Source organism: Klebsiella sp. Q2, from assembly GCF_009900705.1.
In the GTDB taxonomy this organism is placed as follows: domain Bacteria; phylum Pseudomonadota; class Gammaproteobacteria; order Enterobacterales; family Enterobacteriaceae; genus Klebsiella; species Klebsiella quasipneumoniae.
In genome coordinates this window covers 189,580-215,310 of sequence record NZ_JAAABE010000007.1, presented here as the reverse complement: position 1 = coordinate 215,310, position 25,731 = coordinate 189,580, and the positions used below count along the sequence as shown (strand labels likewise).

Below are 25,731 nucleotides of genomic sequence, written 5' to 3'. Positions count from 1 at the left end.
TTGGTTTATACCAGCGGATCCGCTTCGCGCACCGCGTGGCTGCGCAGCAGGCGGAAAAATTCATCGACCGATTGTCGGAGACTGCCGTCGTTATTCAGCGTCAGGCAATCGTCCGGCTTATAGCGCGCGGCGCGGTCCAGACGCTGGGCGATATCCACCGCATTTTCCCGGCCGCGCTGCTCCAGCCGCTGGCGCAGCACCGGCGGCGAGACGGCGAGACAGATCGGCACCAGCACCTCGCCGTAGCGTTCCCGCGCCAGCGCCAGATGGGCGCGGGAGCCATTGGCCACCACGTCGAAGCCGGCGTGCAGCCACAGGTCGATCTCCACGCCAATGCCATAGTAAGTATGGTTGGCGTGCCAGCTGAGGGCAAAGAGATGCTGCTCGGCGCGGGTAAAAAATTCATGTTCGCTGAGGGCGATATGGTTTTCGTTACCGGCGTTAAAGGGCCGGGTAATGTAACGATGCGCCACCAGCAGCTGCGGGTGCTCGCGCTGGCGCAGCGCCGCCAGCAGGCTGTCTTTCCCGGAGCCGGAGGGGCCCACCAGCCAGATCAGTTTTCCCGGCATTAAAAGACCCTCCTTCCCTGGCGCCAGACATGGTCGATGTGGACATGCTCGCCGCGACGGTGCGCCAGCACCAGGTCGGCGCGTTTCCCCTCGGCGATGACGCCGCGATCGTCAAGGCCCAGCGCCTGCGCCGGATGTTTGCTGACCAGACGGATCGCCTGCGCCAGGGTGAAGGCGTTATCCTCGGCGTCGGCGATGCGGAATGCGGCATCCAGCAGGCTGGCGGGATAGTAGTCGGAAGAGAGAATGTCGAGCAAACCGTGGTTCGCCAGCAGGTGGGCGGCGACGTTGCCGGAGTGGGAACCGCCGCGCACGATATTCGGCGCCCCCATCAGGACGTGCATCCCGTGCTGACGTGAAGCCTGCGCCGCGGCCAGGGTGGTGGGAAACTCGGCGATGACGCTACCCAGCTGGTGGGATTCAGCCACATGCGCCTCGGTGGCGTCGTCGTGGCTGGCGAGGGCGATACGGCGGGCGCGGCACATGGCGGCGATGGTCTGGCGATTGGGCTGCGACCAGGTGGCGGCCAGAGCCATCTGCTCGGCTTCAAAACGGTCCATTTCGTCATGCGTCAGATGATATTTTCCCTGATAGTAATCACGGTACTTGCTGCGATCGGCGTACTGACGCTGGCCGGGCGAGTGGTCCATCAGAGAGACCATGCTCACCGACTCGCGGTCGATCAGCTTTTCAAACAGCGGCAGCGTGGTGTGATGCGGCAGCTCGCAGCGCAGGTGCAGACGGTGCTCTGCGCGGTTAAGACCGCGCTTTTGCGTCTCTTCCACCGCATTGACCATCTTCTCCAGATTCTCAAGACGATCGCCGCCATCGCGCACGTCGCCAATCGCCACGGCGTCCAGCACGGTGGTGATGCCGCTGGCGACCATCATTGCGTCGTGGCTGCTCATCGCCGAGTGGGCCGGCCAGTCTACCTTCGGCCGCGGGGTAAAGAACTTGTCGAGGTTATCGGTATGCAGCTCGATAAGGCCCGGCAGCAGCCAGCCGCCTTCCCCATCCAGCGCCTGCGGCAGCCGGCTCTGGCTTTCAGCGAAGGCGAGAATGCGACCGTCCTGGACTTCCAGCGAACCGTGGACCACGTCATCGTCGAGAACCAGTTTTACGTTATTGATAATCATGCTGTTATTCCCATGGGGTGCAGCCGGTCGGCGACCTGACGGCGTACCCCTTCGTCATGGAAAATCCCGACGATGGCCGCGCCGCGCGCTTTGGCATCGTGGATCAGGTCGACCACGGCAGCACTGTTTTTGCCATCCAGTGAGGCGGTGGGTTCATCGAGGAGCAGGATCGGATAGTCGACCGCAAAACCGCGGGCGATATTGACCCGTTGCTGTTCGCCGCCGGAAAAGGTCGACGGCGCAAGGTGCCACAGACGTTGCGGAACGTTGAGGCGGGTCAGCAGCTGGGCGGCTTTGGCGGCGCTCGCTTCACGCGGCGTCCCGAGATCGAGCAGCGGCTGCATCACCACCTCCAGCGCCGAAATACGCGGGATCACCCGTAGAAACTGGCTGACCCAGCCGATGGTGGTTTTGCGCACTTCCAGCACCTTGCGCGGCGTGGCGGTGACCAGGTCCACCCATTCGTCGCCGTGGCGGATATGAATATGGCCGCTGTCCGGCAGATAGTTGGCGTACAGCGAACGCAGCAGGGTCGATTTGCCGCTGCCGGAGTGACCGTGGAGCACCACGCACTCCCCGGCGTTAACGGTCAGCGAGGCGTCGGCCAGCACCGGCAGACGCACGCCGTGCTGCTGGTGCAGAACAAAGGTTTTATGGACGTTTTCAACGCGGATCATGTTAGCTCTCACGAGGTTGGGTTGCCGGGTGGCGCTTCGCTTACCCGGCCTACGAATAACGCACCTGTGGGCCGGGTAAGGCGCAGCCGCCACCCGGCAAAACAGCATTAATTCTGCAACACCGACGACACCAGCAGCTGGGTATAAGGATGGTGCGGATCGTCGAGCACCCGGTCGGTTAAGCCACTTTCCACCACCTGGCCCTGCTTCATTACCAGCAGTCGGTTCGCCAGCAGGCGGGCGACGCCGAGATCGTGGGTAACAATCACTACCGCCAGATTCAGCTCCACCGCCAGGCCACGCAGCAGATCAAGCAGCCGCGCCTGCACGGACACATCCAGCCCGCCGGTGGGTTCATCCATAAACACCAGCTTCGGCTGGGTGACCAGATTGCGGGCAATCTGCAGACGCTGCTGCATGCCGCCGGAGAAGGTGGTGGGCAGGTCGTCGATGCGCGAGGGCGGGATCTCCACCTCCTGCAGCCACTTTTCAGCGGTGGCGCGAATGTTGCCGTAGTGGCGGGCGCCGGTGGCCATCAGCCGTTCGCCGATGTTGCCCCCGGCGGAGACCTGGCGACGCAGACCGTCCATTGGGTGCTGATGCACCACCCCCCATTCGGTGCGCAGCAGGCGGCGGCGTTCGGCTTCGCTCATGGCGTACAGCGAGCGCTGCTGGTACAGCACCTCGCCCCGCTGCGGCGTCAGGCGGGCGGAGATTGCCTTCAGCAGGGTGGTTTTACCGGAGCCGGACTCGCCGACGATGCCGAGCACTTCTCCCGGCCACAGCTCGAAGGAGACATCGCGAAAACCTTTATCCGGGGCGTAGAGATGGGTCAGGTTATTCACAGCAAGTAATGGCTGGTTCATTTTTTCTGCCCCTCGCTCTGCTGGCGGCAATAGTCGGTATCGGAGCAGACAAACATCCGCTGGCCGCTGTCATCCAGCACCACTTCGTCGAGGTAGCTGTGGCGCGAGCCGCAGATGGCGCAGGGTTCATCCCACTCCTGGACGGTAAATGGGTGGTCGTCGAAATCGAGACTCTCCACCGGGGTATAGGGCGGCACGGCGTAGATCCGCTTTTCGCGCCCGGCGCCGAACAGCTGCAGCGCCGGCATCATATGCATTTTCGGGTTATCGAATTTCGGGATCGGCGAGGGATCCATCACGTAGCGGCCATTGACCTTCACCGGGTAGGCGTAGGTGGTGGCGATATGGCCGAAGCGGGCAATATCTTCATACAGTTTCACCTGCATCACGCCGTACTCTTCCAGGGCGTGCATGGTGCGGGTTTCGGTTTCACGCGGCTCGATAAAGCGCAGCGGCTCCGGGATCGGCACCTGGTAGATCAGGATCTGATCCTCCACCAGCGGCGTCTCCGGGATGCGATGGCGGGTCTGGATCAGGGTGGCGTCTTCGGTACGCTCGGTGGTGGCGACGCCGGTAACACGCTTAAAGAACTGACGAATCGACACCGCGTTGGTGGTGGCATCGGCGCCCTGGTCAATCACCTTCAGCACGTCGTTCTCGCCGATGACGCTGGCGGTCAACTGGATGCCGCCAGTGCCCCAGCCGTAGGGCATCGGCATTTCGCGACCGCCGAACGGCACCTGGTAGCCGGGAATGGCTACCGCTTTGAGAATAGCCCGGCGGATCATGCGCTTGGTTTGCTCGTCGAGATAAGCAAAGTTATAGCCAGTCAGTGGGTTAGCCACGTTCGTTCTCCCGTTGCAGGCGTTTCAGCAGCGCCAGTTCGGCCTGGAAATCGACATAGTGCGGCAGCTTCAGATGCGAGACGAAGCCGGCGGCTTCAACGTTATCGGCGTGGGCCAGCACAAACTCTTCATCCTGGGCGGGACCGGCAATCTCTTCGTCATAGTCCGCCGCCTGCAGGGCGCGGTCGACGAGGGCCATGGCCATCGCTTTGCGCTCGCTCATGCCGAAGGTCAGACCGTAGCCGCGGGTGAAGTGCGGCGGCTCATCCTGCGGGGCGACGAAGCCGTTGACCATTTCGCATTCGGTGAGCAGCAGCTCGCCAATATTGACGCTAAAGCCCAGCTCTTCCGGGACAATCTCCACCTGCACGTAGCCGCTGCGGATCTCGCCGGCAAACGGATGGTTGCGGCCATAGCCGCGCTGAGTCGAATAGGCCAGCGCCAGCAGGTAGCCTTCATCGCCGCGCATTAGCTGCTGCAGGCGCGAAGAACGTGAGCAGGGGTAGACCGGCGGGGTGCGGGTGATATCGTCGGGCGGTGTGCCGCGATCTTCCTCGGCCTTCGCCAGACCCTGCTGCGTGAGCAGGCTAAAGACGTGCGGCGTCGGCTGCGTGTCGCACTCGGCTTGCTGCACAGAAGGCGCTTCGCCGTTTGCCAGCAGGGTAAAATCGAGCAGGCGGTGGGTGTAGTCGTAAGTGGGGCCCAGCAGCTGGCCGCCGGGGATATCTTTGTACACTGCCGAGATGCGGCGTTCGAGACGCATTTTGGCGGTGTCGATCGGTTCGCTAACCGCCAGCCGCGGCAGGGTGGTGCGGTAGGCGCGCAGCAGGAAGATCGCTTCGACGTTATCGCCGCTGGCCTGTTTGAGCGCCAGCGCCGCCAGTTCGCGGTCGGCGATGCCGCCCTCGGTCATCACCCGGTCCACCGCCAGATTGAGCTGTTCGCCTATCTGGTCAACGCTCAGTTCGGGAAGCCGTCCATCGCCCCGTCGTTTCTGTTCCTGTAAGGCGTGAGCGGCGCGGATCGCCTTCTCGCCGCCCTTGACGGCAACGTACATTTAGCAAACCTCCACGTGAGTGGTGCGCGGGATCGCCAGCAGGCGCTCGCCGCAGGTGAGGATCAGATCAATGCCCAGCGGGAACGGGTGTGGGCGCTCCGTCAGTTCGTCAATGATGCAGTCCGGCAGCTGAGGGGCGATCATTCGCTCTTCGGCAATGCCCGCCCCGGTCAGGCGCAGCATGCGTCCGCCGCTAAGGCTGGCGAGCTGAACGATCAGCGTGACGCCGGTCTCCGGGGCGGTGACGGTGCCAGCGGAGAGGACGTTGAGCTGCTCGGCGCTGATGCCGTCATTGGCGACGGCAAAGACCGCCTGCTGCGGCTGGTCCACCAGCGGCGCGCCGGTATGAAAGCGCAGATTCTGTCCCACCAGATCGTTATGCAGAGCGCTGGCGAGCCAGACCGGCGTTTCGTGATCGGCAAGGGTCAATAGCAGGCTGGTGGAAGCGACGTTCAGCGGCTGCCAGCCGTGCTGTAACTGCTGCAGGGAGACAATCACCCCCGGCTCGCTCATCGCTTTCAGCAGGCGACGAAAACTGTGTTGGGCATCCTGCACAGCCAGGGAAAAAGCGGGTTGTAAGGTCATGCGTTATCTCCGCGAACCAGGGTAAAGAAGTCGACCCGGCTGGCGTTGACTTCGGCGCGTCGGGCTTCAATGCGCGCGCTGCGTAGCGCTTCCAGCGGGGTTATCAGGGTTTCCATTAAATTGTGAAAATGGCGGGGTGACTGCAGCAGGGCGTCGATGGCCGCGCAGCGTTCGGCGTGCGGGCGGTCGCGGCCTAAGATCCAGCTGTAGCCGAGCGTTCCGTCGGCCAGACGTACCGCGGCGCGGGTGAGCGTGGCGTCGCCGGCGAAGAAACGGTCGCCGATACCGCCCATCCGGGCCTGAAGCTGCACCAGGCCAGTCTCGGGAGTGCGGATCAGTTCATACTCCGGCGCCAGCTGCAGGGAGTGCATGCGCGCCAGAAGATCTTGCGGTTCACTGTGGGCCAGCACGGACATCCAGCGCTGGCGGGTGGCGGTATCGAAGTGCATTCAGTGCTCCATGGTGAATTCAATCATGTCGGCGCGGGTGAGGCTGACGGAGTATTCGGTGGCGGCCTGCTCGCCCTGGCGGCTGTTGAGGGTGCGGACGCAGAGCAGCGGCGCCATATTGGGGATCTCCAGCAGTTTGCTCTCTTTCGCCTGTGCGCGACGGGCGCTGATTTTGGTGCGCACCCGGGTCAGTTCGACGTCAAGCCGATCGCGCAGCAGGTCGTGCAGCGAGCCGTGGCTGAAGGTCTGTAACACCGGCCAGAAGCGCAGGTCGGCGAAGTAGTGGTCAATCAGGCACAGGGCGACGCCATTGACCCGGCGCAGGGTGCGCAGATGAATGACGTTCTCGCCCTCGCTAATACCAAAGGCTTCGGCAACGTGCGCGCTGGCGGGGCGCAGTACCGACAGCAGTTTTTCGCTGGTGGGATCGCTGCCTTGTTCCAGCAGGTTTTGGCTGAAACGCGCCTGGGCGTTGAGCGGGTAATCGATCGGCCGCATCAGCACCAGCACGCCCACGCCCTGACGGCGTTGTACCCAGCCGCGCTCAACCAGCTGGTCGATCGCCCGGCGCAGGGTGTGGCGGTTAACGTCGAAGCGCGTCGCTAGCTGCTGCTCGGCGGGCAGATAGTCACCGCAGCGATAGTGGTGGCGCAACTCCTGCTCAAGCCGGGCGGCGATTTCCTGATAGCGCGTGGGATAACTGGTCGGATGTCTGGACAGGTGCATGGTCATCAAGCCTCACACAGCATAGGCGAGGAGCTTCCTCGCGTTGTGAGCCGATCCTGACCGGTTTATGTTGCAGTTCGGTTAAGTGATGATGACTAAAGGATGAAGAGTTAATGCCAGACGGATGACAGGGCGGCCAGGCCGCCCTGGCGGGGTCAGCCTTGTTTGACCACGTTGATCATCCAGGGAACGCCAAAGCGATCCACGACTTTGCCGAAGCCGTGGGCCCAGAAGGTTTCCTGCCAGGCCATCTCAATGCGTCCGCCGACCGCCAGCGCTTCGAACCAGCGCTGACCTTCAGCGACATCCCTGGGATCGAGGACGAGGGTGAAGCCGGCGTAGTGTTCATCGGGCCCGAAGGCGCTGTCGCTTAGCATCAGCTCGCCGTTGCCGATGCGCAGGCTGGCGTGGGCGATGGCGTCATTCGCCATCTTCTGGCCAGACGGGCAGCCGTCAGAGGCTTCCTGCGCCGAAGGCGGCATTTCGCCAAAGGTCATTTTAAACATCAGCTCCGCGCCCAGCGTCTGCTGATAGAAGGCGATCGCCTCGGCGCAGTTGCCCGCAAAGGCAAGGTAGGGACTTAAGGACATGGTGAATACCTCAGTGACCGTAACCCGTAAAGCGTAGTCGCCCGCAGCGGGATTGAGCCAGACGGCAGCGCGAAAATGGGGGTGGGAATACCGCTGCAGGGGGCAGCATAAATAGCGGCGGCTGGCCGGATAAATAACCGGATACGCAGGGAGGCGAGGGACCGTCAGGATATCGGGAGCGGCGACGGCGATAGGGGAAAATAATCGCGTCGCCTGCCCGGAAATAAATCAGTTCTTTTTGACGAATTCAGATTTCAGCTTCATCGGGCCAAAACCGTCAATTTTGCAGTCAATATTGTGATCGCCTTCGACCAGGCGGATATTCTTCACTTTGGTGCCGATTTTCAGCATCGAAGAGCTGCCTTTAACCTTCAGATCCTTCACTACCGTGACGCTGTCGCCATCGGCCAGTAAATTGCCGTTGGCATCTTTAACGATCAGAACGTCGGTTTCTTCCGTGGCTTCGGCAGGGTTCCACTCATGGGCGCATTCCGGGCAGATGTACATGCCGTTGTCTTCATAAGTGTAAGTCGAATCGCATTTTGGGCAGTGTGGCAGTTGCATGACGTTCCTCGTGATGTCGTCGAAAAACAGGACGTTGGTCCTTTAAACAGTGGCTGAGAGCCGAAAGTGGGTGTGATTATAGCGCAATCACCCACTTTTGTCGGGTGTTTTTTTGATAAAAAATAGCCGTGGTGTTATTCCGAGAAGAAGCGAATAAACGCTGAAATTAACTGCCCGAGGTGGAGCAAAATCGACGAAATAATTTCCGGGCGATCGGCAGGAAATGAACTTATTTATTTTTCGACACTCTGTAATTAGGCGGTAAATTTATGTGAAGTTGATCGCAGATATAAACACTGTTAGGGTAAAAAAGGGGAGCAGGTCAATTTCATCAATTATCACGATGAGCCGCTCTATTTATTCACCAGTAGCCAGAGCAGGCGTCAACAGGTTCGGTTGTACATTCTGTCAGCAGACAGTGCAGGCAAACCTGCTACGCTTGAAATGAGGAGCACAGCAATTCACCGCTCCTGACGCACGATGCGAATGGCTTTGCCATTCGGCGAAGAGGCGTGCACTCAAGGCGGAGTAGCAGAGGAAAAATATGCTTAAAAGGAAAAAAATAAAGCCCATCACCCTTAAGGATGTGACCATCATCGACGATGGTAAACTGAAAAAGGCGATCACCGCGGCCTCCCTGGGCAACGCGATGGAGTGGTTCGATTTCGGCGTCTACGGCTTTGTGGCCTACGCCTTAGGTAAAGTCTTCTTCCCCGATGCCAACCCAAGCGTGCAGATGATTGCCGCACTCGGCACCTTTTCCGTTCCATTTTTAATTCGTCCGTTAGGCGGCCTGTTCTTCGGGATGCTGGGCGATAAATATGGTCGGCAGAAAATTCTCGCGATAACTATCGTGATCATGTCGATAAGTACTTTCTGTATCGGCCTTATTCCTTCGTATGCCACGATAGGTATCTGGGCGCCGATCCTGCTGCTGCTGTGTAAAATGGCGCAGGGCTTCTCGGTCGGTGGTGAATATACCGGGGCATCGATCTTCGTCGCGGAATACTCCCCTGACCGTAAACGCGGGTTTATGGGCAGCTGGCTGGACTTTGGCTCCATCGCCGGGTTTGTGATGGGGGCTGGCGTGGTGGTCCTGATCTCCAGCGTAGTGGGGGAACAGAACTTCCTTGAGTGGGGTTGGCGTATCCCGTTCTTCCTGGCGCTGCCGTTAGGCATCATCGGGCTCTATCTGCGCCATGCGCTGGAAGAAACCCCGGCGTTCCAGCAGCATGTGGACACCATGGAGCAGGGCGACCGTGAAGGTCTGCAGGACGGGCCGAAGGTCTCCTTTAAAGAGATTGCCACTAAGCACTGGCGCAGCCTGCTGACCTGTATCGGTCTGGTGATTTCCACTAACGTGACCTATTACATGCTGCTGACCTACATGCCGAGCTACCTGTCGCATAACCTGCACTACTCGGAAGACCATGGGGTGCTGATCATCATCGCCATCATGGTCGGGATGCTGTTTGTGCAGCCGGTTATCGGCATGCTCAGCGACCGCTTCGGCCGCCGTCCGTTTATCCTGATTGGTAGCGTGGCGCTGTTTGCCCTGTCGATCCCGGCCTTCATTATGATCAACAGCAACGTGACGAGCCTGATCTTCGCCGGTCTGCTGCTGCTGGCGGTGGTGCTGAACTGCTTTATCGGCGTGATGGCCTCATCGCTGCCGGCGATGTTCCCGACCCACATCCGCTTCAGCGCTCTGGCCAGCGCCTTTAACATCTCGGTGCTGATTGCCGGTCTGACGCCAACCCTGGCGGCGTGGCTGGTGGAGACCACCCAGAACCTGATGATGCCGGCATACTACCTGATGGTGATCGCGGTGGTGGGTATGGCGACGGGCCTGTCGATGAAAGAGACGGCTAACCGTCCGCTGAAAGGGGCGACCCCGGCGGCGTCGGATATTCAGGAAGCGAAAGAAATCCTTGGCGAGCACTACGATAACATCGAACAAAAAATCGAAGATATCGATCAGGAGATCGCCGATCTGCAGGCAAAACGGTCGCGTCTGGTGCAGCAGCATCCGCGTATCAACGACTAACTGTTTTCACTGCTAATCATGCCGCCTGGGGAAACCCCGGCGGCATTTTTTATGCCTCCGGCAAGGCCAGACCGTGACGACGCTGTTGGCTAAGTTTACGGTACTGCTGCGGCGGCATCCCCACGTAACGGGTAAAGGTGCTGTAGAAACGGCTGCTGGAGCGGAAACCGGCGGTGAGGGCGATATCCAGGATGGTCTTGTCGGTATCGCTCAGCAGCGCCCGCACGTGATTGATACGCATGGCGGTAATGTACTGCTTCATGGTTTGCTGCATCACTCTCTGGAATACCCCCATCGCATAGTTCGGGTTGAGCTTAACGTGCTCGGCGACGGCATTGACGGTCAGCGCCTGGTCGTAGTGGGCGGCGATAAATTCCAGCATCTGGCTGACATAAAACTGCGCATGGCGCGAGACGCTGTTCTTATGGGTGCGCGAGGTTTTGTTGACCAGAATCGGCTGCCAGCCGGCGAGGCTCAGCCGCTTCAGCATCAGGGCGATTTCATCGATCGCCAGCTGGCGAATCTGTTCATTGTCGTGGTTCAGCTCCTGCTGCCAGCGGCGCACCTCGAAGGCGCTCAGCTGCTGGGCGGCGAGGGATTTAATCACCATCCCGTGAGTGACGTGGTTGATCAGCTCCCGGTCCAGCGGCCATGAGAGAAACAGATGCATCGGCAGGTTAAAGATCGCCATCTGCTGGCAATCCCCCGGGCGGGTCAACTGATGCGGCGTACAGGCCCAGAACAGAGTGATATAGCCTTTCTCTATGCGCACCACTTCGTTATTAATCAAATATTCCACGTCGCCATCGAACGGCACGTTGACCTCCACCTGGCCATGCCAGTGGCTGGTAGGCATGGCGTGCGGCGGGCGCAGCTCGATATCCATACGCTGATACTCAGAGTAGAGCGCCAGCGGGCTGCGGCTCTGCTTTTCATCGCTGCTGCACATAAAGGGATCGGGGGGCAGGGAGGTGAAGCGGTATTCCATCGTTAGCGTATTCCTGAATTGTCAGAGTGGCTGCATTTTTCGCCAGAACTGACGACAGCTTAGCGGAAGAATCGGCCCATTTTCTCTCCTTTTTGCGCAATCTGTTCCCGAAAACTCAGATTTTGTGGCGCTTAATGGCCGATCTGAGCTTTCGGGAATGCTCCGGTTGGAACAGGGCAGCGCAACGCTGAATGGCGTGCCACTCTGCAAGGGTTCAATGACCTGATGGAGAGAGCGTAATGACCGCCCCAAAAATTACCTTTATCGGCGCCGGTTCGACGGTGTTCGTTAAAAATATTCTCGGTGATGTTTTCCAGCGCCCGGCGCTGAAATCGGCGCATGTCGCGCTGATGGATATCGATGACACCCGGCTGGAAGAGTCGCATACCGTGGTGCGCAAGCTGATGGATTCCGTCGGCGCGAAGGGCGAAATCAGCTGCCATCGCGATCGCAAAACCGCCCTGCAGGGCGCTGATTTCGTTGTGGTCGCCTTCCAGATTGGCGGCTATGAGCCCTGTACCGTCACTGATTTTGAGGTCTGTAAACGCCATGGCCTGGAGCAGACCATCGCCGATACGCTGGGTCCGGGGGGCATTATGCGCGCCCTGCGCACCATACCTCATCTATGGGCTATCTGCGACGACATGACCGAGGTCTGCCCGGACGCCACCCTGCTTAACTACGTCAACCCAATGGCGATGAACACCTGGGCCATCTACGCCCGCTACCCGCATATTAAACAGGTTGGCCTGTGCCACTCGGTGCAGGGAACGGCGGAAGAACTGGCGCGCGATCTTGACCTCAACCCGGCGGATTTACGCTACCGCTGCGCCGGGATCAACCATATGGCGTTCTATCTCTCGCTGGAGAAAAAGCTCGCCGACGGCAGCTATGTCAACCTTTATCCCGACCTGCTGCAGGCCTACGCTGACGGGCGCGCGCCGAAGCCTAACCTGCACGGCAACCCGCGCTGCGAAAACATCGTCCGCTATGAGATGTTCAAAAAGCTCGGCTACTTTGTGACCGAGTCGTCGGAGCATTTTGCCGAATACACGCCATGGTTTATCAAGCCGGGCCGCGAGGACCTTATCGCCCGCTATAAAGTGCCGCTGGATGAATACCCGAAACGCTGCGTCGAGCAACTGGCCAACTGGCATCAGGAGCTGGAGAGCTATCAGCGCGGCGAGCGCATCGAGGTGAAGCCATCCCGCGAGTATGCCAGCACCATCATGAACGCCATCTGGACCGGCGAGCCAAGCGTGGTGTATGGCAACGTACGCAATGACGGCCTTATCGACAACCTGCCGCAGGGCTGCTGCGTGGAAGTGGCTTGCCTGGTGGACGCCAACGGCATTCAGCCGACCAAAATGGGTGCGCTACCGGCGCATCTGGCGGCGCTGATGCAGACCAACATCAACGTGCAGACGCTGCTCACGGAGGCGATCCTCACCGAAAATCGTGATTACGTCTATTACGCCACGATGATGGATCCGCACACCGCTGCGGTGCTGGGGATCGAAGAGATCTACGCGCTGGTGGACGATCTGATCGCCAGCCACGGCGACTGGCTGCCGTCCTGGCTGCATCGTTAATCTTCTCATGCCGCCGGGGGCAACGACCCGGCGGCGTCCTGCATGCTCTATCAAACACTGAAGGAGGCGCTGGCGACAGCGACCTGTACCCTATGAGTATTTCAATGACAACAAAGCTCAGCTACGGGTTTGGTGCCTTTGGTAAAGATTTCGCTATCGGTATCGTCTACATGTATCTGATGTATTACTACACCGATATTGTTGGACTGGCGGTTGGGGTGGTCGGCATCTTGTTTCTGGTGGCGCGGATCCTCGATGCGATAGCCGATCCGATCATGGGTTGGATCGTGAATTGTACGCGATCGCGATGGGGGAAATTCAAACCGTGGATCCTGATTGGCACGATAACCAACTCGGTAGTGCTGTATATGCTGTTCAGCGCCCATCACTTCTCCGGCGGGGCGCTGCTGGCATGGGTGTGGCTGACCTATCTGCTGTGGGGGTTCACCTACACCATCATGGATGTGCCGTTCTGGTCGCTGGTGCCGACCATTACCCTTGATAAACGCGAACGTGAACAGCTGGTGCCGTATCCACGCTTTTTCGCCAGCCTGGCGGGATTCGTCACTGCCGGCGTCACGCTGCCGTTTGTCAGCGCCGTGGGCGGCGCCGACCGCGGTTTCGGTTTCCAGATGTTCACCCTGGTGTTGATCGCCTTCTTCGTGGTTTCCACCCTCGTCACGCTGCGCAACGTCCACGAGGTTTACTCCTCGGATAGCGGCGTGAGCGAGGATGCCAGCCATCTCTCACTGCGCCAGATGGTGGCGCTGATCTATAAAAACGATCAGCTGGCCTGCCTGTTGGGCATGGCGCTGGCCTATAACACGGCGGCGAATATTATCGCTGGCTTTGCGATTTACTACTTTACCTACGTGATTGGCAGCGCGGAGATGTTCCCGTATTACATGTCCTACGCCGGCGCGGCGAACCTGCTGACGTTAGTGCTGTTTCCGCGGCTGGTGAAAGGGCTGTCGCGGCGCATTCTGTGGGCGGGCGCTTCGATCATGCCGGTGCTGGGCTGCGGCGTGCTGTTGCTGATGGCGCTGAGCGGGGTCTACAACGTCGCGCTGATTTCGCTGGCCGGCGTGCTGTTGAATATCGGCACCGCGCTGTTCTGGGTGCTGCAGGTTATTATGGTGGCCGATACCGTCGACTACGGCGAATATACGATGAACATCCGCTGCGAAAGTATCGCCTATTCGGTGCAGACGCTGGTGGTGAAAGCGGGCTCGGCGTTCGCGGCCTGGTTTATCGCCATCATGCTCGGTATCATCGGTTATGTGCCGAATGTGGCCCAGTCGTCCCAGACGCTGCTGGGGATGCAGGCGATTATGATAGCGCTGCCGACGCTCTTTTTTGCCCTGACGCTGTTTCTCTATTTCCGCTATTACAAGCTCAACGGCGATATGCTGCGTCGCATTCAGATTCACCTGCTGGATAAATATCGCCGGGTACCGGAAAATGTGGCTGAGCCGGAACGGCCCATTGTGGTACCCAACCAGGTGTAAAAAGCGTTCAAAAACCGCTGACGAAAGAGGGGAGGGATGCTCTCTTTTTGGACAAAAATGAGCGTCGAAAACGGGCAAAAAGAGAAAAACGTATTTCTCTAATTTATCTCAAAATGGTCTCTTTTTATGCGCATGGAGTTGCTATTGGCTCCATTTGTTCTCAAATAAAACTCAGAATCGTCTCTTTTTCGTGCTCTTGCGCTGCTTTTTAACTCTTGCTACGCTTGTTGGGTGTTACATTTTTCTCTTATTTGTCTCAGTGATGGAGCAATGCGATGCGCATTTTTATCGATGATGGTTCAACCAATATCAAAATGCTGTGGGAGCAAGATGGCGAAACTTTCACCCATATCAGCCCCAACAGTTTTAAACGCGGCTGGTCTGCCACCTTCGGTTCCGGGAAGCCTTTTAACTACACCGTGGATGATGAAAAGTACTCATTCGACCTGATCACCCCCGATGCGCTCCCGACCAATAATATTGACTGGCAGTACAGCCCGTTGAACTCCATCGCTGTCCATCACGCGCTGCTGACCAGCGGTCTTGAGCCGCAGGACGTCGAAATCGTCGTGACGCTGCCGCTGACTGAATTTTATGACGAGGATGCGCAATATCGCCTCGACAACATTGAGCGCAAGAAAAAGAGCTTGCTGCGCGACGTTAAGCTGAATAAAGGCGTGGTCTTCAACATCACCAAAGTCACCGTGCGCCCGGAATCGATTCCAGCGGGCATTAGCCTGTGTGATGAACTCAAGCCCTCCCATTCGGTGTTGATTATCGACCTCGGTGGCACCACGCTCGATATCTCGATGGTCGCCGGGCAGATGACCTCGGTTTCGCGCATTTACGGCGACCCGAAGCTGGGCGTATCGCTGGTGACCGACGCCGTTAAGCTGGCGCTGGCGCGGGCTAACACCGATACCTCAAGCTATAACGTCGATCAGATCATTATCAATCGCCATGACGAAGAGTATCTAACCGATAACATTAACGATCCGGATGCGGTTTCTGAGGTGAAGAAGGTAATCAATAACAGCATCGAACGTCTGACCACCCGCGTCCTGACGGCTATCGATAGCTTTAAAGGCTACTCGCATGCCATCGTGATTGGCGGCGGTGCGCCGCTGGTGGCCGATGCCATTCGTGAACGTATGGGCCTGCGTGAGGACCGTTTCGTGGTGGCTGAAGAGCCGCAGTTCGCCCTGGTGCGTGGTCTGAAAATTATTGGCTAAGGAGCGTCTATGACTCTGGAACGCAGAAAAGTGCTGATTTACCTGCGCCCGGATATCAGCGCCAGCGAGCGCTTCGCGGACGCAAAAATTGAGGCCCACCACCGCGGCGACCGCGGCGATATGTCGCGCACGGCGCTGCTGGCGGGGCTGGCGTTAGGGGAAGTCGATAGCCGCTTGCCGTCGATGCTGGCGGCGCTGCTGGCGGAAGACACTAAACCGGAAACGCTGCGCAAGATGCTGGCCTCGTTCCTTGAGATCCAGCCGGCCTCTTCCGTCCCGGCAGCCGCGCCAGCGGCCGCCCCGGCTAAGGCGCCGGAGCCGCCCGCGCCGGTGAGCGAGAGCGTTTCGGCGCGCAACCTCGCCGGTTCGCTGCCGGATTAAGCGCTTTCCCCGACGGCGCTGCGCTTGCGCGGGCCTACAAATCCAGTGCAAAGGGTGGGCCCGATGTCATTTGTAGGCCGGGTCAGGCGTAGCCGCCACCCGGCGCGAAGACGGTGCCATCTCGGTGACCATGCCCGGCGGCGCTGCGCTTGCGCGGGCCTACAAATCCAGTGCAATGGGTGGGGCCGGTATCATTTGTAAGCCGGGTCAGGCGCAGCCGTCACCCGTCGCGAAGACGGTGCCATCTCGGTGACCATGCCCGGCGGCGCTGCGCTTGCGCGGGCCTACAAATCCAGTGCAAAGGGTGGGGCCGGTATCATTTGTAAGCCGGGTCAGGCGCAGCCGCCACCCGTCGCGAAGACGGTGCCATCTCGGTGACCATGCCCGGCGGCGCTGCGCTTGCGCGGGCCTACAAATCCAGTGCAAAGGGTGGGGCCGGTATCATTTGTAGGCCGGGTAAGGCGTAGCCGCCACCCGGCAGTAAGACGGTACGCCGCCACCCGGGATGTCGCCCCTATCCGTGGGCGAGAAAGCGGGCCAGGCGCTGCTGCAGCAGGCGATTTTCGCGGGTCAGCCGCGCGTTCTCATCCAGCAGGGTCAGCGCTACCGCGATCCCCGGCCAGTCCAGCTCCAGCTCGTTACGCAGGCGCACCGCGCGATGGACAATCGTCACCGCGCTGTCGTCGAACAGCCAGGTGTCCGCCTGCGGCTGGTGCGGTTCAATCATGCCTAAGCCGACAATCTCCGTCAGCTCCTCTTCCGACACCCCGGTACGCAGGCACAATTCGGTAATGGTAAACGTCACTGTTACTGTAGCCATCAGGCTTTCCCCCATGTCTTACGCGGATCGAAGCTGGCTTCGGCGGTCGCCAGCTGTTGCCAGATCTCACGCGCTTTTTCATCTGGTTTTGGTGGCATCACAATTTTAATAACGGCGAACAAATCGCCGGTGTGGGTTTTGCTCACCAGCCCTTTGCCCTTGATGCGCAGGCGCTGCCCTGCCTGGCTACCCGGCGGCACCGTCAGCAGAATGCTCTCTTTCAGGGTGGGCACCGTGACTTTGGCGCCCAGCGCGGCCTCCCACGGCGCCAGCGGCAGGACGATCTCCAGGTTATGTCCCACGATGTCGAACAGCGGGTGCGGGGCGATGTGGATCACCAGCCACAGATCGCCGTTCGGGCCGCCGTTTTCGCCCGGCGTCCCCTGGCCTTTCAGGCGGATACGCTGACCATCGACTACCCCGGCGGGGATCTTCACATTTAGCGTCTTCGGCGTTTCGCTTTCGATCATGCCGAACACGTTATACACCGGCAGGTTATAGCTGATGGTGCGGGTTTGCTCGGCCAGCGTCTCTTCAAGGAACACTGCGACCTCGATCTCCAGGTCGTGGCCGCGCGCCGCGTGCTGGCGGCGACGCTGATGCGCCTGCTGGCCAAACATGGAGGAGAAGATGTCGTCGAAATCCTGCTGGCTGTAGCTCTGCTCGTGGGTCTGCTGCTGGCGACCGAACCCGGGATCGTTGCGATGCTGCCAGAGCTGATCGTATTCCGCGCGCCGTTGCTCATCTTTCAGGACTTCCCAGGCTTCGGCGAGATCCTTAAATTTGGCTTCGGCATCATTTTCTTTACTGACGTCGGGGTGGTACTTGCGCGCCAGGCGGCGGTAGGCGGTCTTGATGGTTTTCAGATCGTCGGTTGGTTGCACCCCGAGAATGGCATAATAATCCTTCAATTCCATGCTGTTATCTCATCTATGCTCAGTGCGGTGGTTACATATTCCCTGGATCAGGCGTCTGTATAAAGCGTAGGGCAAATGCGCCCTGAAGGGGAAGAAAAGTGGCGGAAACTTGACGCCGTCGGGATCAACGGCGTCTTGGGCAAGGCTAGTCTTTCGCCTGCGGCCGCTGACGACGGCGCCAGCCTGCGAACAGCACCAACAGCGCGCCGATGGCGCCGGCCAGGCGCGCCATGCCCTCGCCGGCAGTGGGAAACAGCTGGCGGAGGGTAGGGTCGCTGACCAGCATTGAGCCGGCAATCCAGCCGATGAGCATCCCGCCCAGCAGCACCACCGCGGGAAAGCGGGTGAGCAGGGCTAGCACCAGTTTGCTGCCGGCGACGATAACCGGGATGCTGATCGCCACGCCGAGGGCGACCAGCGCAATGTGTCCTTTGCCTGCGGCAGCCACCGCCAGCACGTTATCCAGCGACATGATCACATCCGCTACGGTGATGGTGATTGCGGTGCGCCACAGGCTGCCGGAGCTGGCAACCTCGCTCTCGTCCTCCTCATCACTGACCAGCTTGATGCCAATCCACAGCAGGAGCAACGCGCCGACTATTTTCAGCCACGGCAGCGACAGGAGATACAGGGCGATCGCCAGCAGCAGGATGCGCGCCAGGATGGCTCCTACGGTGCCGATGACGATCGCTTTGGTGCGTTTTTGCGGCGGCAGTTTGCGACAGGCCATGGCGATCACCACGGCGTTATCGCCGCCCAGCAGTAAGTCGATGGCGACAATCTGCAGCATAATCACCGCCATGTCCCATTGTTGAAGAAACGCATACATATTGAGAGAAACCACCTGAAATAAATACCACGAAAAGCCGCTGCGCAGGGGACTCCGCCCGGTGAGCGTTGACCGCTGGCGCCGGCCCGCGCCGACGCGCGTGGAACCTGAGCCTGAAAAATAAAGTTACGAATCAACGCGCCGTCGGGCAAGGCTTCGGCGAAAAAGGGTGATATTTTGTCATACAGACACACCTGCCGTTCACTTATCGCAAGGATCCCCACTATGTCTGGCCACAAGAAATACCTCTCTGTCGCCCTGCTGAGCGCTGTTTTACTGCCGGCGATGGCCTCTGCCGCTGACGCGCCGGCGACCTTCACCCCGGAACAGGAGGCGCAAATCGGCAAAATCGCCGCCGATTACCTGGTCGCCCACCCGGAAGTTCTCCTGCAGGCAAGCCAGAAACTGCAGCAAATTCAGGCTGAGCAACAGGCCAGCGCGGCCACCCAGGCGGTGCTGAAGAATGCCGCCTTGCTGACCCAGGATAAAAATACCCCGACTTACGGCCCGGCCAACGGCAAAGTCACGGTGATTGAGTTCTTTGACTACCAGTGCGTCTACTGCAGCCGGCTGGCGCCGGTGATGGAACAGGTGATTAAAGCGCATCCGCAGACCCGCTTCGCTTTTAAAGAGTGGCCTATCTTTGGCGGCCGCTGGGAAAGCTCGCTGGAAGCAGCGAAAACCGGCCTGCAGATCTATCAGCAGAAAGGGGCGGATGCCTATCTGACCTACCATAACGGGATCTACGCCACCGGACATAACGAAGGCAAGCTGACGACGGCGGATATCCAGCAGCAGGCGAAGAAAGCCGGCTTTGATGCGAAGAAGGCCAGCGACGTCGAACCGGTACTGCAGAGCATTAACGACCTGGCGCAGGAGATTGGTCTTAGCGGCACGCCGGGCGTGATCGTGATGCCGACCACCGGCGCCACGGAAGCCAGCATCACCGTCTTCCCGGGACTGGCGGATAAAGCCTCGCTCGAAGCCGCGATTAAAAAAGCCGGCGGCTGATCGGCGGCGTCGTTACCCGGTCAGGGCCGCCGAGGGCGGCTCTGCTATCATTCATGATCCCTTTCCTCGTTCGGCGGCGGCAGCGCGTGGCTTTTTAAATCAATAATCTGGCCAATGTGATCGTGGTAAACGGTCAGCAAATTATAGCGACTCATCTCGGAGATGATCTGCGGGGCGACGTTAAAGCTGCTGGCCAGCTCCTCATCCCGCAGTGTAAGCACCGCGGTGTGACGCCGGGTGTGGGCGCGGCGTCGGTTATAGTGATACCAGAGGATCAACAGCCAGCCGTTCAGCGCGGCAAGCAATAAATACACCAGCGCCGTATTCAGGGAGTCCATCAGCGACGACCAGCGCGGGGAGGGCGGCGCGATGAACTGCATCAGCAAATTGGCGTAAAGAAAGAACAGAAAACCGAGCCAGGCCAGCAGCGTTAAGCCGGCGTCCACCAGCCGGGGCAGCACGCGGTGTTCGGTTAAGATGAGCGTATTTTCATTCATCGCAGGCTTCCTTTTCCCCGGTCCGGGCTCACCCAGCGCGCGCGGGAACGTTGACGTTTCAACATCACCTTCGGAAAAGCGACCAGCGTGGTCAGCAGGCCGATCATCCAGTAAACCATCGGGAACCAGATCACCCAGAACAGGGATTTGGCCACCTTTTTCTCATAGCGCCGTTCGATATACAGGCTGGCGACGAACTGCAGCAGGCACATCAGGCCGAGCAGCATGCCGGTGAACTCAGGCGGAAACAGACTGTGCACGGTCAGGTTGTCCGGCAATGGCATCAGGCGGCTGAGGATAAACAGCAGGATGGTGACCGCGTAGGCAAAGGCCCACAGCGTGGAGCAGGCATACTCCAGAAACAGCGGCCACATCCGATGATGCTGCCAGTGAAACAGGCGGCGCAGGTTGACCAGAAAGACTTCGGCCCCGCCCTGGGCCCAGCGCAGACGCTGCTTCCATAACCCTTTGAGGGTCTCAGGCATCAGGATCCAGCACAGCGCCCGCGGCTCGAAAAAAATGTCCCAGTGGCGGAGCTGAAGCTTCCAGCTGATATCAATATCTTCAGTGATCATATCCGGGCTCCAGTAGCCGACGTCCGCCAGGGCCTGGCGCCGGAAGGCGGCGATCACGCCGGAGACGGTAAAGACCCGGCCATAGATCCGCTGCGTCCGCTTGATAAGGCCAATGATTGACGAGAACTCCCCGACCTGAATGCGGCCGATCAGCGTGGATCGGGTGCGGATCCGCGGGTTGCCGGTGACCGCCCCGACGTGCGGGTAGTGGATCAGCGGGGCGACCAGCCATGCCGCGGTATCCCGGTCCAGCAGGGCGTCGCCATCGATGCAGACCAGCAAATCGCCGCGGGCGGCGGCGGCGCCCGCTTTGAGCGCCACCGCTTTTCCCTGATTGGCGGCCAGGTGGATCACCCGCAGCCTCGGCTCCTCCTGCGCCAGCTGCTGCAGCACCTGGGCGGTGTTGTCGGAAGAGCCGTCGTTAATCGCGATCACTTCGAGATTGGCGTAACGCTGGGCCAGCGCCGCGCTGATGGTCTCCCGGGCGTTTTTCTCCTCGTTAAAGCAGGGGATCAATATCGAGATCAGCGGATTGCCCGGCAGCGTCGGCGGCGGGGTATTCTCGCCCCACGGCCAGTGGCGCTCCAGCTGAAACCAGAAGTACAGACCCCCGGTGATCCATAGCACCGACATAAACAGCGGCCAGAAAAAGACAAAGTCGAGGATAAGCTCGCCGGTAAATACCGCTGCGACGCCTAACGGCAGCCCGAAAACGAGGCATAAAATGCACAATGCGATAATACGATCAGTCATGGTCAGGGTACCACCAGGAAGAGAATTGCGGTCTGATACGGGAGATATCAGGCTGATTGTTAATGAAATCGTCTGGGTAGTAGCCGTAGTTTTTGACGCCGTTTAGCCGCAGCAAACGCATCCAGTCCGCCAGCTGTTGGTCAGGAATGGCGTTGTGCTGGCGTCGGTTCCAGTCTCTGGCCTGTAGCTCAAAGATGGTTTTCTTCAGCGCGCCCGGGCGGCGGGCGACGGCCTGCACCAGCCGCGTCAGCCAGGCCTGGCTGGCGTCAATCGGCACGGACTCCATCAGCGGCATCGCCATGGGCACCGTCCAGTCATAGGCGGCAAGGAAGTCATCCAGATTTTGCGCAAACCAGGCTTCGCTCTGCGGCTCCAGGATCGGCAGGGCGAAGAGATTACGCGCCGTTTTTACCTGCGGGCCGCGGATGGCCTGCACCGCCTGGCGCAGCTGCAGAGTGAAGCGGGTCAGGGTTTGGCTTTTGAAACGCATCCATGCTTCACGCTCCTGCGGACGCTGGGGCACCGGGCCGGCATCGCGCGCCAGGCCACTCTGCCGCCAGGCGGCGACCGCCTCCGGGCTCACGTCTTCAAAATCGGTCAGCACGGCGTCGTCGTGGAACAGAATCCCGCTGAAGCTGGCGTGTCGGGCCAGATCCTCATAGATGTCGGTGATCTGCTGGCGAACCCGCGGATCCCAGGGCGACAGGCGAACATAGGGCTGATGGGCAAGCAACGCCTTCCCGGTTTGCGGATCCCAGCGCTGAACGCGCGGCAGATCGGACGAGAGATCGAAGGCCAGCACCGGCATCCAGGCATAAACCTTCACCCCGCCGCGGGTCTGCAGCTGCCAGGAGACGAAGTTAAACAGGTCGGCGCGCATCGGCAGCCAGCGGTTGGGGAAATAGAGCGACTTGACCGTGCCGTCGCCCTGCGGGTCGGAGAAGGCCTGCAGAAAGACGTGGCTGATTTTCATGTCATAGACGCGCTGTATCAGCTTATCGATATTCTTTGCCTGCTGGACGGGATTGGGGTCATAGACATAGTCCAGATCGACATGCATCACCCGAACAGGATCGGCTTCCTGGATCTGGGTTACGGCGTTGGCAAAGGCCTTGATCGACGGGTTACCGGCGATCAGCATGCGCGGAATATTGTCCAGATCCTTCACGTTGCCCAGGCCGTCGTTCAGCGTAAACGCCAGCTGATACCCCTGCTGTTTGGCGATGGCCAGAGTGCTGCCGCTGGCGGCGCCGTAGGGCCACACCCAGGCGCGCGGCGCTTTCCCGGCGACGTCGTGGATTTTCGCCGTTACTTTCTGCACGTCATCGGTCATTCGCCGGGTAAACTGCGCGTCGCTTTCATAGCGGCCGGTGGTTTTATCCCAGCCTCGATTGGCGGCGGCGGGCTCGCGGCTGCCTTGCGGATTGGCCGGCAGGCCGTAATGCGAGGCCCAGGTGTGCGCGCCGATCTCCACCAGCGGCGAGCGGCTGAGCTCGCGCACCATCTCCCAGGTGGCGAAGCGATCGCGCGGCGTCATCAGGCCACCAAAATTAACGGGCTGGTTGGCGGGGGTGTCCACCCAGCTGCCCACCGGCGCCCACAGCGCCGGAACGTTCCAGGCTTTAAGCAGCGGCCAGACGCGGGTATAAAAACTGCTATAGCCATCGTCGAAGCTGAGAAGAAAAGCCTTAGGCGGAAGCGACTTAAGGCCATGATGCGCGTCCAGAATGTCCTGAACGCTCACGGCATGGTAGCCATGATGCAGCAGCCAGGCGATCTGCTCATTAAGCGCGCTGGTCCGCACCGAAAGATAACGCTGGTCGGCGGCGTCGTCTTCGACGTCATGATAGGCCAGCACCAGAAAGCGATCCGCCGGCCAGGGTTTATTGGCCTCCAGCTGGGGTCGTTGCTGCGGGGCGAGGAAGGGGACCTCCTCAGCACGCACGCTGAAGATAAGGCACAGCCAGCCGAGAAGCATCAGGCCGTTGCGCAGGGTCGTGTTCAGCATGGTCATCCTTAAAACCGTATGTTTGCATCAACAGTGATGGCGAGGTTGTTTTCACGTTTACCGTCGTAGGGGCGTTTGTCCCAGTTCAGCATCACCCCGGCATCGACGAGGTTGTTCCAGCGCAGACGCTGGCCGTAGCCCAGCGTCGTTATCGCGCCGGCGGCGTGATTTTTTTGCCAGTAGCTGCCGCCGCCGGCGAGCAGCTGCTGACTCCAGACGGTGTCATACCGCTGGTAAAGCGTGTGATCGACGGTCAGCGCTGCGGTGGCCGCGAGGTCGCGGGCCGGACTGTAATACGCGGTGTCGGTGCGGCTATTGGCGCTGGCCGCCAGACCGGGCTGCAGATCCAGCGTTAACCACGGCGTCTGCCAGAGGCGCTCTTTACCAGAGAGGGTGTACTCCTGACGACGGTTGTGGTCGGTAAAGCGGCTGGCGGCCACGCTGACGCGGTACTCCCGGCGCTCGTTTTGATACCATCGCAGCCAGCCTTCGCCGCGGTTGGCGCTGATGCCGTTGCGTAACGCGCGCAGCGGCGTCTGCTGCGAAATCCGCTCCAGTTCGCCGCCCAGCTGCCAGCGATCGTTGACGTCGTGCGCGGCGGAAAGGCGGACGCCGGGCTTATTCTCGCCGTGAAAATTGACGCTGGAGAGTTCAAGTTCTCCCCAGGCGTCGCGCGGGCGCCATTCAATACCGGCGAACAGCTGGCGACGGCTGCCTGTCCCCTCTTCAAAATTGCCTTTGGCAAAGCGGTGGCCGCCAAACAACCGCCAGCTGTCGGCTATCGGCGGGCTGTAGATCGCCGTCTCAAAACTGAGGTCGTGGGTACCGCTCACCGGGTTGTCGGAATGCAGCCCTTTGCCAACGCTCAGGCGCAGCTCGGAGAAATGATGGACTTCGCGGGCTTTGGCCAGGCGTTGGGTATTCAGATCCCGTGGCGAGCGGGCGATAACGTCGTCGGTCAGCAGATCCATCTGCCGCCACTCCTGCAGATCGAGAGCGACCCAGGCCTGCTGGCGCTCCAGCTGCAGGCTGGCGGGCTCCAGGGCTTCCGCCGCTTTCAACTGGCGTTCGGCAGCCCGCGGCAGCCCTCTGTCCTGCAGCACGGCGGCATAGTCGATCTGCAGCCCCTGGTTGCCGGGGGCCGTCGCCGCCAGGCGCTGCATGCGGGCTTCGGCCTGCGGCAGGGCGTTGGTGGCGGAAAGATAGTGCACGTTAAGCGTCTGCGCGGTGAGCCAGTCGTCGTTCGGCTGGGGCGTCGGCGAGCCGTAGAGATGACGAATATAGGGTGCATTCCGGGTGAGTCTGGCGACATACCGTTGCGCCGCTGGGTACTGAGCGGTGTCCAGCAGGGCGTAGAAAAGCTCATGTTCTTCATTCTGTTGGCTTGTCAACCACGAGGGATGCTGATGAATGAGCGTCAACGCAGGTTCAATCTGCTTGAGGGCGATATAAGAGGAGATGAGCCAGCCGATGGCCCAGTCGGGAACCACCTGCTGCTGCGCGAGCAGGCTTTGGTATTCGCGGATGATCTGCGCGTAGTCTGCGTTGGCGTACAGCGCGCCCAGACGGTCAATGCGCGCCCGGGTGATGTCCGGGGCGGCCTGCGGATCGGGACGCCAGGCGGCGATCATCGCGTCGTATTGCGCCAGTGCCGTGCGGGCCAGCGCGTAACGCGCATTTTCTTCACGGGAAGGCGTATCGGCAAGGCGCACCAGCTCGGCGGCGGCGTTCAGCTGCAGGTTGCGCTTTTCCGCGGGCGTCAGTTCGACGCTATTCGCGAGGCCGAAGGCGGGTGAGTCGATCCGGTTGCGGGTCAGGGTCGCCATCAGGCTGGCCAGCGCGGCTTTGTTCTGCGGTTCGCGATCGAGGATCTGCGTGTCCACCAGCAGCTGGTCCCAGCTTTTGCCAAGCCGCAGGTAGACATAAGAGAGGGTCTGCAGGTGAGCCACGCTCGCCTGCTCCGCCACCAGGCGACGCGCTTCGCTGAGCGCCTCGCCGTCCTTGCGGGCATCGGCCAGCGTCTTGATATAGCCGATACGATAGTCGTCACTGTCAGGGGACTGGCTGAGAGCCTGCTGCCAGAGGAGGAGCGAGGCTTGCCACTGTTTCTGGTTGCGCAAAGCCTGCGCGGCGGCGGCGGTGCCCCGTGCGGGAAGCGGCATATAGACCTGATAGCGTCGCCAGATTTTCACGACCTCATCGTCCTGGCCGGCCCAGAGGGCTACCTGCAGCCAGTCGGCTACCTGAGAAGGGGTTAACGCATGCCGTAGCTGGTACTGCTGAAGATATGAGAGAAAGGGGGCGTACTGGCCCTGACGCGCTTGCAGGATCTGCTGGTCATAGAGCGAGTCCGCTCCCTGAACCAGCGTCGGGAAGAGCAAAAGCACGCCGATTGATAGCGAGAGTTTCGTGTTGCGATTAAACAATAACGTATTTGAATAAGGTGATCTTTCCATTTCTATTTGCCATATGTTCATCAAGAATCCATTGCACAACACGACCGTCCTTT

General features: G+C 60.2%; 25 protein-coding genes and 1 pseudogene. 6 read left to right on the top strand and 20 right to left on the bottom strand.

The features are described from left to right. Positions 1–5 precede the first annotated feature (5 nt). From phnN to GT756_RS26405, 12 genes and pseudogenes are all read right to left on the bottom strand, one after another. On the bottom strand, positions 6–569 hold the full coding sequence (gene phnN, locus GT756_RS23290) for a ribose 1,5-bisphosphokinase (RefSeq protein ID WP_004206368.1): 564 nt from the start codon (positions 567–569) through the stop codon (positions 6–8). Continuing rightward, on the bottom strand, positions 569–1,705 hold the full coding sequence (gene phnM, locus GT756_RS23285) for an alpha-D-ribose 1-methylphosphonate 5-triphosphate diphosphatase (protein WP_004206370.1): 1,137 nt from the start codon (positions 1,703–1,705) through the stop codon (positions 569–571). Before phnM ends, phnN begins: the two co-directional genes overlap by 1 nt. After that, a complete protein-coding gene (gene phnL / locus GT756_RS23280; RefSeq protein ID WP_004206372.1) occupies positions 1,702–2,382 on the bottom strand; it encodes a phosphonate C-P lyase system protein PhnL in 681 nt (226 codons plus the stop codon). The genes phnM and phnL overlap by 4 nt, the downstream gene beginning before the upstream one ends. A gap of 107 nt (positions 2,383–2,489) precedes the next feature. After that, positions 2,490–3,248, bottom strand: coding sequence for a phosphonate C-P lyase system protein PhnK (gene phnK, locus GT756_RS23275; RefSeq protein ID WP_004206373.1), 759 nt, complete (start codon positions 3,246–3,248; stop codon positions 2,490–2,492). Next, positions 3,245–4,093 (bottom strand): alpha-D-ribose 1-methylphosphonate 5-phosphate C-P-lyase PhnJ, encoded by an 849-nt coding sequence (locus GT756_RS23270; protein WP_160125097.1) that lies wholly within the window; start codon positions 4,091–4,093, stop codon positions 3,245–3,247. Before GT756_RS23270 ends, phnK begins: the two co-directional genes overlap by 4 nt. Then, the gene (locus GT756_RS23265) at positions 4,086–5,150 is read right to left on the bottom strand and encodes a carbon-phosphorus lyase complex subunit PhnI (protein ID WP_017900090.1); all 1,065 of its coding nucleotides are present in this window, start codon (positions 5,148–5,150) and stop codon (positions 4,086–4,088) included. Before GT756_RS23265 ends, GT756_RS23270 begins: the two co-directional genes overlap by 8 nt. Next, the gene (gene phnH, locus GT756_RS23260) at positions 5,151–5,735 is read right to left on the bottom strand and encodes a phosphonate C-P lyase system protein PhnH (RefSeq protein WP_004206375.1); all 585 of its coding nucleotides are present in this window, start codon (positions 5,733–5,735) and stop codon (positions 5,151–5,153) included. Beyond that, positions 5,732–6,184, bottom strand: coding sequence for a phosphonate C-P lyase system protein PhnG (gene phnG, locus GT756_RS23255; protein ID WP_004206376.1), 453 nt, complete (start codon positions 6,182–6,184; stop codon positions 5,732–5,734). The genes phnH and phnG overlap by 4 nt, the downstream gene beginning before the upstream one ends. Continuing rightward, a complete protein-coding gene (gene phnF, locus GT756_RS23250) occupies positions 6,185–6,910 on the bottom strand; it encodes a phosphonate metabolism transcriptional regulator PhnF (protein ID WP_004206378.1) in 726 nt (241 codons plus the stop codon). It lies immediately after the preceding gene. Positions 6,911–7,065: 155 nt separating this feature from the next. Then, positions 7,066–7,500 (bottom strand): VOC family metalloprotein YjdN, encoded by a 435-nt coding sequence (yjdN, locus tag GT756_RS23245; RefSeq protein ID WP_032456862.1) that lies wholly within the window; start codon positions 7,498–7,500, stop codon positions 7,066–7,068. Between the two features lie 228 nt (positions 7,501–7,728). After that, on the bottom strand, positions 7,729–8,064 hold the full coding sequence (locus GT756_RS23240) for a zinc ribbon domain-containing protein YjdM (RefSeq protein ID WP_004206382.1): 336 nt from the start codon (positions 8,062–8,064) through the stop codon (positions 7,729–7,731). An 87-nt stretch (positions 8,065–8,151) separates the two neighbouring features. Beyond that, a pseudogene (locus tag GT756_RS26405) lies at positions 8,152–8,421 on the bottom strand (hypothetical protein). Between the two features lie 187 nt (positions 8,422–8,608). Here GT756_RS26405 and proP point away from each other — a divergent pair. Then, positions 8,609–10,111 (top strand): glycine betaine/L-proline transporter ProP, encoded by a 1,503-nt coding sequence (gene proP / locus GT756_RS23235; protein ID WP_023291673.1) that lies wholly within the window; start codon positions 8,609–8,611, stop codon positions 10,109–10,111. A 49-nt stretch (positions 10,112–10,160) separates the two neighbouring features. Here the strand turns inward: proP and melR are convergent, their stop codons facing one another. Further along, entirely contained in the window at positions 10,161–11,099 is a 939-nt protein-coding gene (gene melR / locus GT756_RS23230; RefSeq protein WP_004206385.1) for a transcriptional regulator MelR, read from the bottom strand. A gap of 239 nt (positions 11,100–11,338) precedes the next feature. Here melR and GT756_RS23225 point away from each other — a divergent pair, with 239 nt between their 5' ends. The 4 genes from GT756_RS23225 (at position 11,339) to GT756_RS23210 (ending at position 15,812) form a co-directional block, all read left to right on the top strand. Further along, positions 11,339–12,691, top strand: a complete 1,353-nt coding sequence (locus GT756_RS23225; protein ID WP_053810864.1) for an alpha-glucosidase/alpha-galactosidase — start codon at positions 11,339–11,341, stop codon at positions 12,689–12,691. Between the two features lie 92 nt (positions 12,692–12,783). Further along, positions 12,784–14,199: a melibiose:sodium transporter MelB gene (gene melB / locus GT756_RS23220; protein WP_160125096.1), complete on the top strand. Its 1,416-nt coding sequence runs from the start codon at positions 12,784–12,786 to the stop codon at positions 14,197–14,199. Between the two features lie 275 nt (positions 14,200–14,474). After that, entirely contained in the window at positions 14,475–15,431 is a 957-nt protein-coding gene (parM, locus tag GT756_RS23215) for a plasmid segregation protein ParM domain-containing protein (protein WP_004146678.1), read from the top strand. A gap of 9 nt (positions 15,432–15,440) precedes the next feature. Beyond that, on the top strand, positions 15,441–15,812 hold the full coding sequence (locus tag GT756_RS23210) for a plasmid partitioning/stability family protein (protein WP_064183847.1): 372 nt from the start codon (positions 15,441–15,443) through the stop codon (positions 15,810–15,812). 514 nt (positions 15,813–16,326) lie between these two features. Here the strand turns inward: GT756_RS23210 and cbpM are convergent. The 3 genes from cbpM to GT756_RS23195 form a co-directional block, all read right to left on the bottom strand. Then, positions 16,327–16,632 carry a chaperone modulator CbpM gene (gene cbpM / locus GT756_RS23205; RefSeq protein WP_002885324.1) on the bottom strand — a complete coding sequence of 102 codons (306 nt, stop codon included), beginning with the start codon at positions 16,630–16,632 and terminating at the stop codon, positions 16,327–16,329. After that, the gene (gene cbpA / locus GT756_RS23200; protein WP_004206392.1) at positions 16,632–17,549 is read right to left on the bottom strand and encodes a curved DNA-binding protein; all 918 of its coding nucleotides are present in this window, start codon (positions 17,547–17,549) and stop codon (positions 16,632–16,634) included. Before cbpA ends, cbpM begins: the two co-directional genes overlap by 1 nt. A 145-nt stretch (positions 17,550–17,694) precedes the next feature. Next, positions 17,695–18,378: a TerC family protein gene (locus GT756_RS23195; RefSeq protein WP_004206393.1), complete on the bottom strand. Its 684-nt coding sequence runs from the start codon at positions 18,376–18,378 to the stop codon at positions 17,695–17,697. 225 nt (positions 18,379–18,603) lie between these two features. Here GT756_RS23195 and GT756_RS23190 point away from each other — a divergent pair, with 225 nt between their 5' ends. Continuing rightward, positions 18,604–19,389: a DsbA family protein gene (locus GT756_RS23190; RefSeq protein ID WP_004206394.1), complete on the top strand. Its 786-nt coding sequence runs from the start codon at positions 18,604–18,606 to the stop codon at positions 19,387–19,389. A gap of 47 nt (positions 19,390–19,436) precedes the next feature. Here the strand turns inward: GT756_RS23190 and pgaD are convergent, their stop codons facing one another. The 4 genes from pgaD to pgaA are packed head-to-tail and all read right to left on the bottom strand — an operon-like array spanning position 19,437 to position 25,678. After that, on the bottom strand, positions 19,437–19,886 hold the full coding sequence (gene pgaD / locus GT756_RS23185; RefSeq protein WP_032456868.1) for a poly-beta-1,6-N-acetyl-D-glucosamine biosynthesis protein PgaD: 450 nt from the start codon (positions 19,884–19,886) through the stop codon (positions 19,437–19,439). Then, on the bottom strand, positions 19,883–21,214 hold the full coding sequence (pgaC, locus tag GT756_RS23180) for a poly-beta-1,6-N-acetyl-D-glucosamine synthase (RefSeq protein ID WP_032456869.1): 1,332 nt from the start codon (positions 21,212–21,214) through the stop codon (positions 19,883–19,885). Before pgaC ends, pgaD begins: the two co-directional genes overlap by 4 nt. Continuing rightward, positions 21,207–23,222: a poly-beta-1,6-N-acetyl-D-glucosamine N-deacetylase PgaB gene (pgaB, locus tag GT756_RS23175; protein WP_049092567.1), complete on the bottom strand. Its 2,016-nt coding sequence runs from the start codon at positions 23,220–23,222 to the stop codon at positions 21,207–21,209. The genes pgaC and pgaB overlap by 8 nt, the downstream gene beginning before the upstream one ends. Before the next feature lie 8 nt (positions 23,223–23,230). After that, complete coding sequence (gene pgaA, locus GT756_RS23170; protein ID WP_174562453.1) at positions 23,231–25,678, bottom strand: poly-beta-1,6 N-acetyl-D-glucosamine export porin PgaA; 2,448 nt, start codon at positions 25,676–25,678, stop codon at positions 23,231–23,233. Between the last annotated feature and the right edge of the window lie 53 nt (positions 25,679–25,731).

Excerpts from the sequence above, each read along its gene's own strand:
- phnN (WP_004206368.1), bottom strand. The coding sequence starts at position 569 with ATGCCGGGAAAACTGATCTGGCTGGTGGGCCCCTCCGGCTCCGGGAAA.
- phnM (WP_004206370.1), bottom strand. The coding sequence starts at position 1,705 with ATGATTATCAATAACGTAAAACTGGTTCTCGACGATGACGTGGTCCAC.
- phnL (WP_004206372.1), bottom strand. The coding sequence starts at position 2,382 with ATGATCCGCGTTGAAAACGTCCATAAAACCTTTGTTCTGCACCAGCAG.
- phnK (WP_004206373.1), bottom strand. The coding sequence starts at position 3,248 with ATGAACCAGCCATTACTTGCTGTGAATAACCTGACCCATCTCTACGCC.
- GT756_RS23265 (WP_017900090.1), bottom strand. The coding sequence starts at position 5,150 with ATGTACGTTGCCGTCAAGGGCGGCGAGAAGGCGATCCGCGCCGCTCAC.
- phnH (WP_004206375.1), bottom strand. The coding sequence starts at position 5,735 with ATGACCTTACAACCCGCTTTTTCCCTGGCTGTGCAGGATGCCCAACAC.
- phnG (WP_004206376.1), bottom strand. The coding sequence starts at position 6,184 with ATGCACTTCGATACCGCCACCCGCCAGCGCTGGATGTCCGTGCTGGCC.
- phnF (WP_004206378.1), bottom strand. The coding sequence starts at position 6,910 with ATGCACCTGTCCAGACATCCGACCAGTTATCCCACGCGCTATCAGGAA.
- yjdN (WP_032456862.1), bottom strand. The coding sequence starts at position 7,500 with ATGTCCTTAAGTCCCTACCTTGCCTTTGCGGGCAACTGCGCCGAGGCG.
- GT756_RS23240 (WP_004206382.1), bottom strand. The coding sequence starts at position 8,064 with ATGCAACTGCCACACTGCCCAAAATGCGATTCGACTTACACTTATGAA.
- proP (WP_023291673.1), top strand. The coding sequence starts at position 8,609 with ATGCTTAAAAGGAAAAAAATAAAGCCCATCACCCTTAAGGATGTGACC.
- melR (WP_004206385.1), bottom strand. The coding sequence starts at position 11,099 with ATGGAATACCGCTTCACCTCCCTGCCCCCCGATCCCTTTATGTGCAGC.
- GT756_RS23225 (WP_053810864.1), top strand. The coding sequence starts at position 11,339 with ATGACCGCCCCAAAAATTACCTTTATCGGCGCCGGTTCGACGGTGTTC.
- melB (WP_160125096.1), top strand. The coding sequence starts at position 12,784 with ATGAGTATTTCAATGACAACAAAGCTCAGCTACGGGTTTGGTGCCTTT.
- parM (WP_004146678.1), top strand. The coding sequence starts at position 14,475 with ATGCGCATTTTTATCGATGATGGTTCAACCAATATCAAAATGCTGTGG.
- GT756_RS23210 (WP_064183847.1), top strand. The coding sequence starts at position 15,441 with ATGACTCTGGAACGCAGAAAAGTGCTGATTTACCTGCGCCCGGATATC.
- cbpM (WP_002885324.1), bottom strand. The coding sequence starts at position 16,632 with ATGGCTACAGTAACAGTGACGTTTACCATTACCGAATTGTGCCTGCGT.
- cbpA (WP_004206392.1), bottom strand. The coding sequence starts at position 17,549 with ATGGAATTGAAGGATTATTATGCCATTCTCGGGGTGCAACCAACCGAC.
- GT756_RS23195 (WP_004206393.1), bottom strand. The coding sequence starts at position 18,378 with ATGTATGCGTTTCTTCAACAATGGGACATGGCGGTGATTATGCTGCAG.
- GT756_RS23190 (WP_004206394.1), top strand. The coding sequence starts at position 18,604 with ATGTCTGGCCACAAGAAATACCTCTCTGTCGCCCTGCTGAGCGCTGTT.
- pgaD (WP_032456868.1), bottom strand. The coding sequence starts at position 19,886 with ATGAATGAAAATACGCTCATCTTAACCGAACACCGCGTGCTGCCCCGG.
- pgaC (WP_032456869.1), bottom strand. The coding sequence starts at position 21,214 with ATGACTGATCGTATTATCGCATTGTGCATTTTATGCCTCGTTTTCGGG.
- pgaB (WP_049092567.1), bottom strand. The coding sequence starts at position 23,222 with ATGCTGAACACGACCCTGCGCAACGGCCTGATGCTTCTCGGCTGGCTG.
- pgaA (WP_174562453.1), bottom strand. The coding sequence starts at position 25,678 with ATGGAAAGATCACCTTATTCAAATACGTTATTGTTTAATCGCAACACG.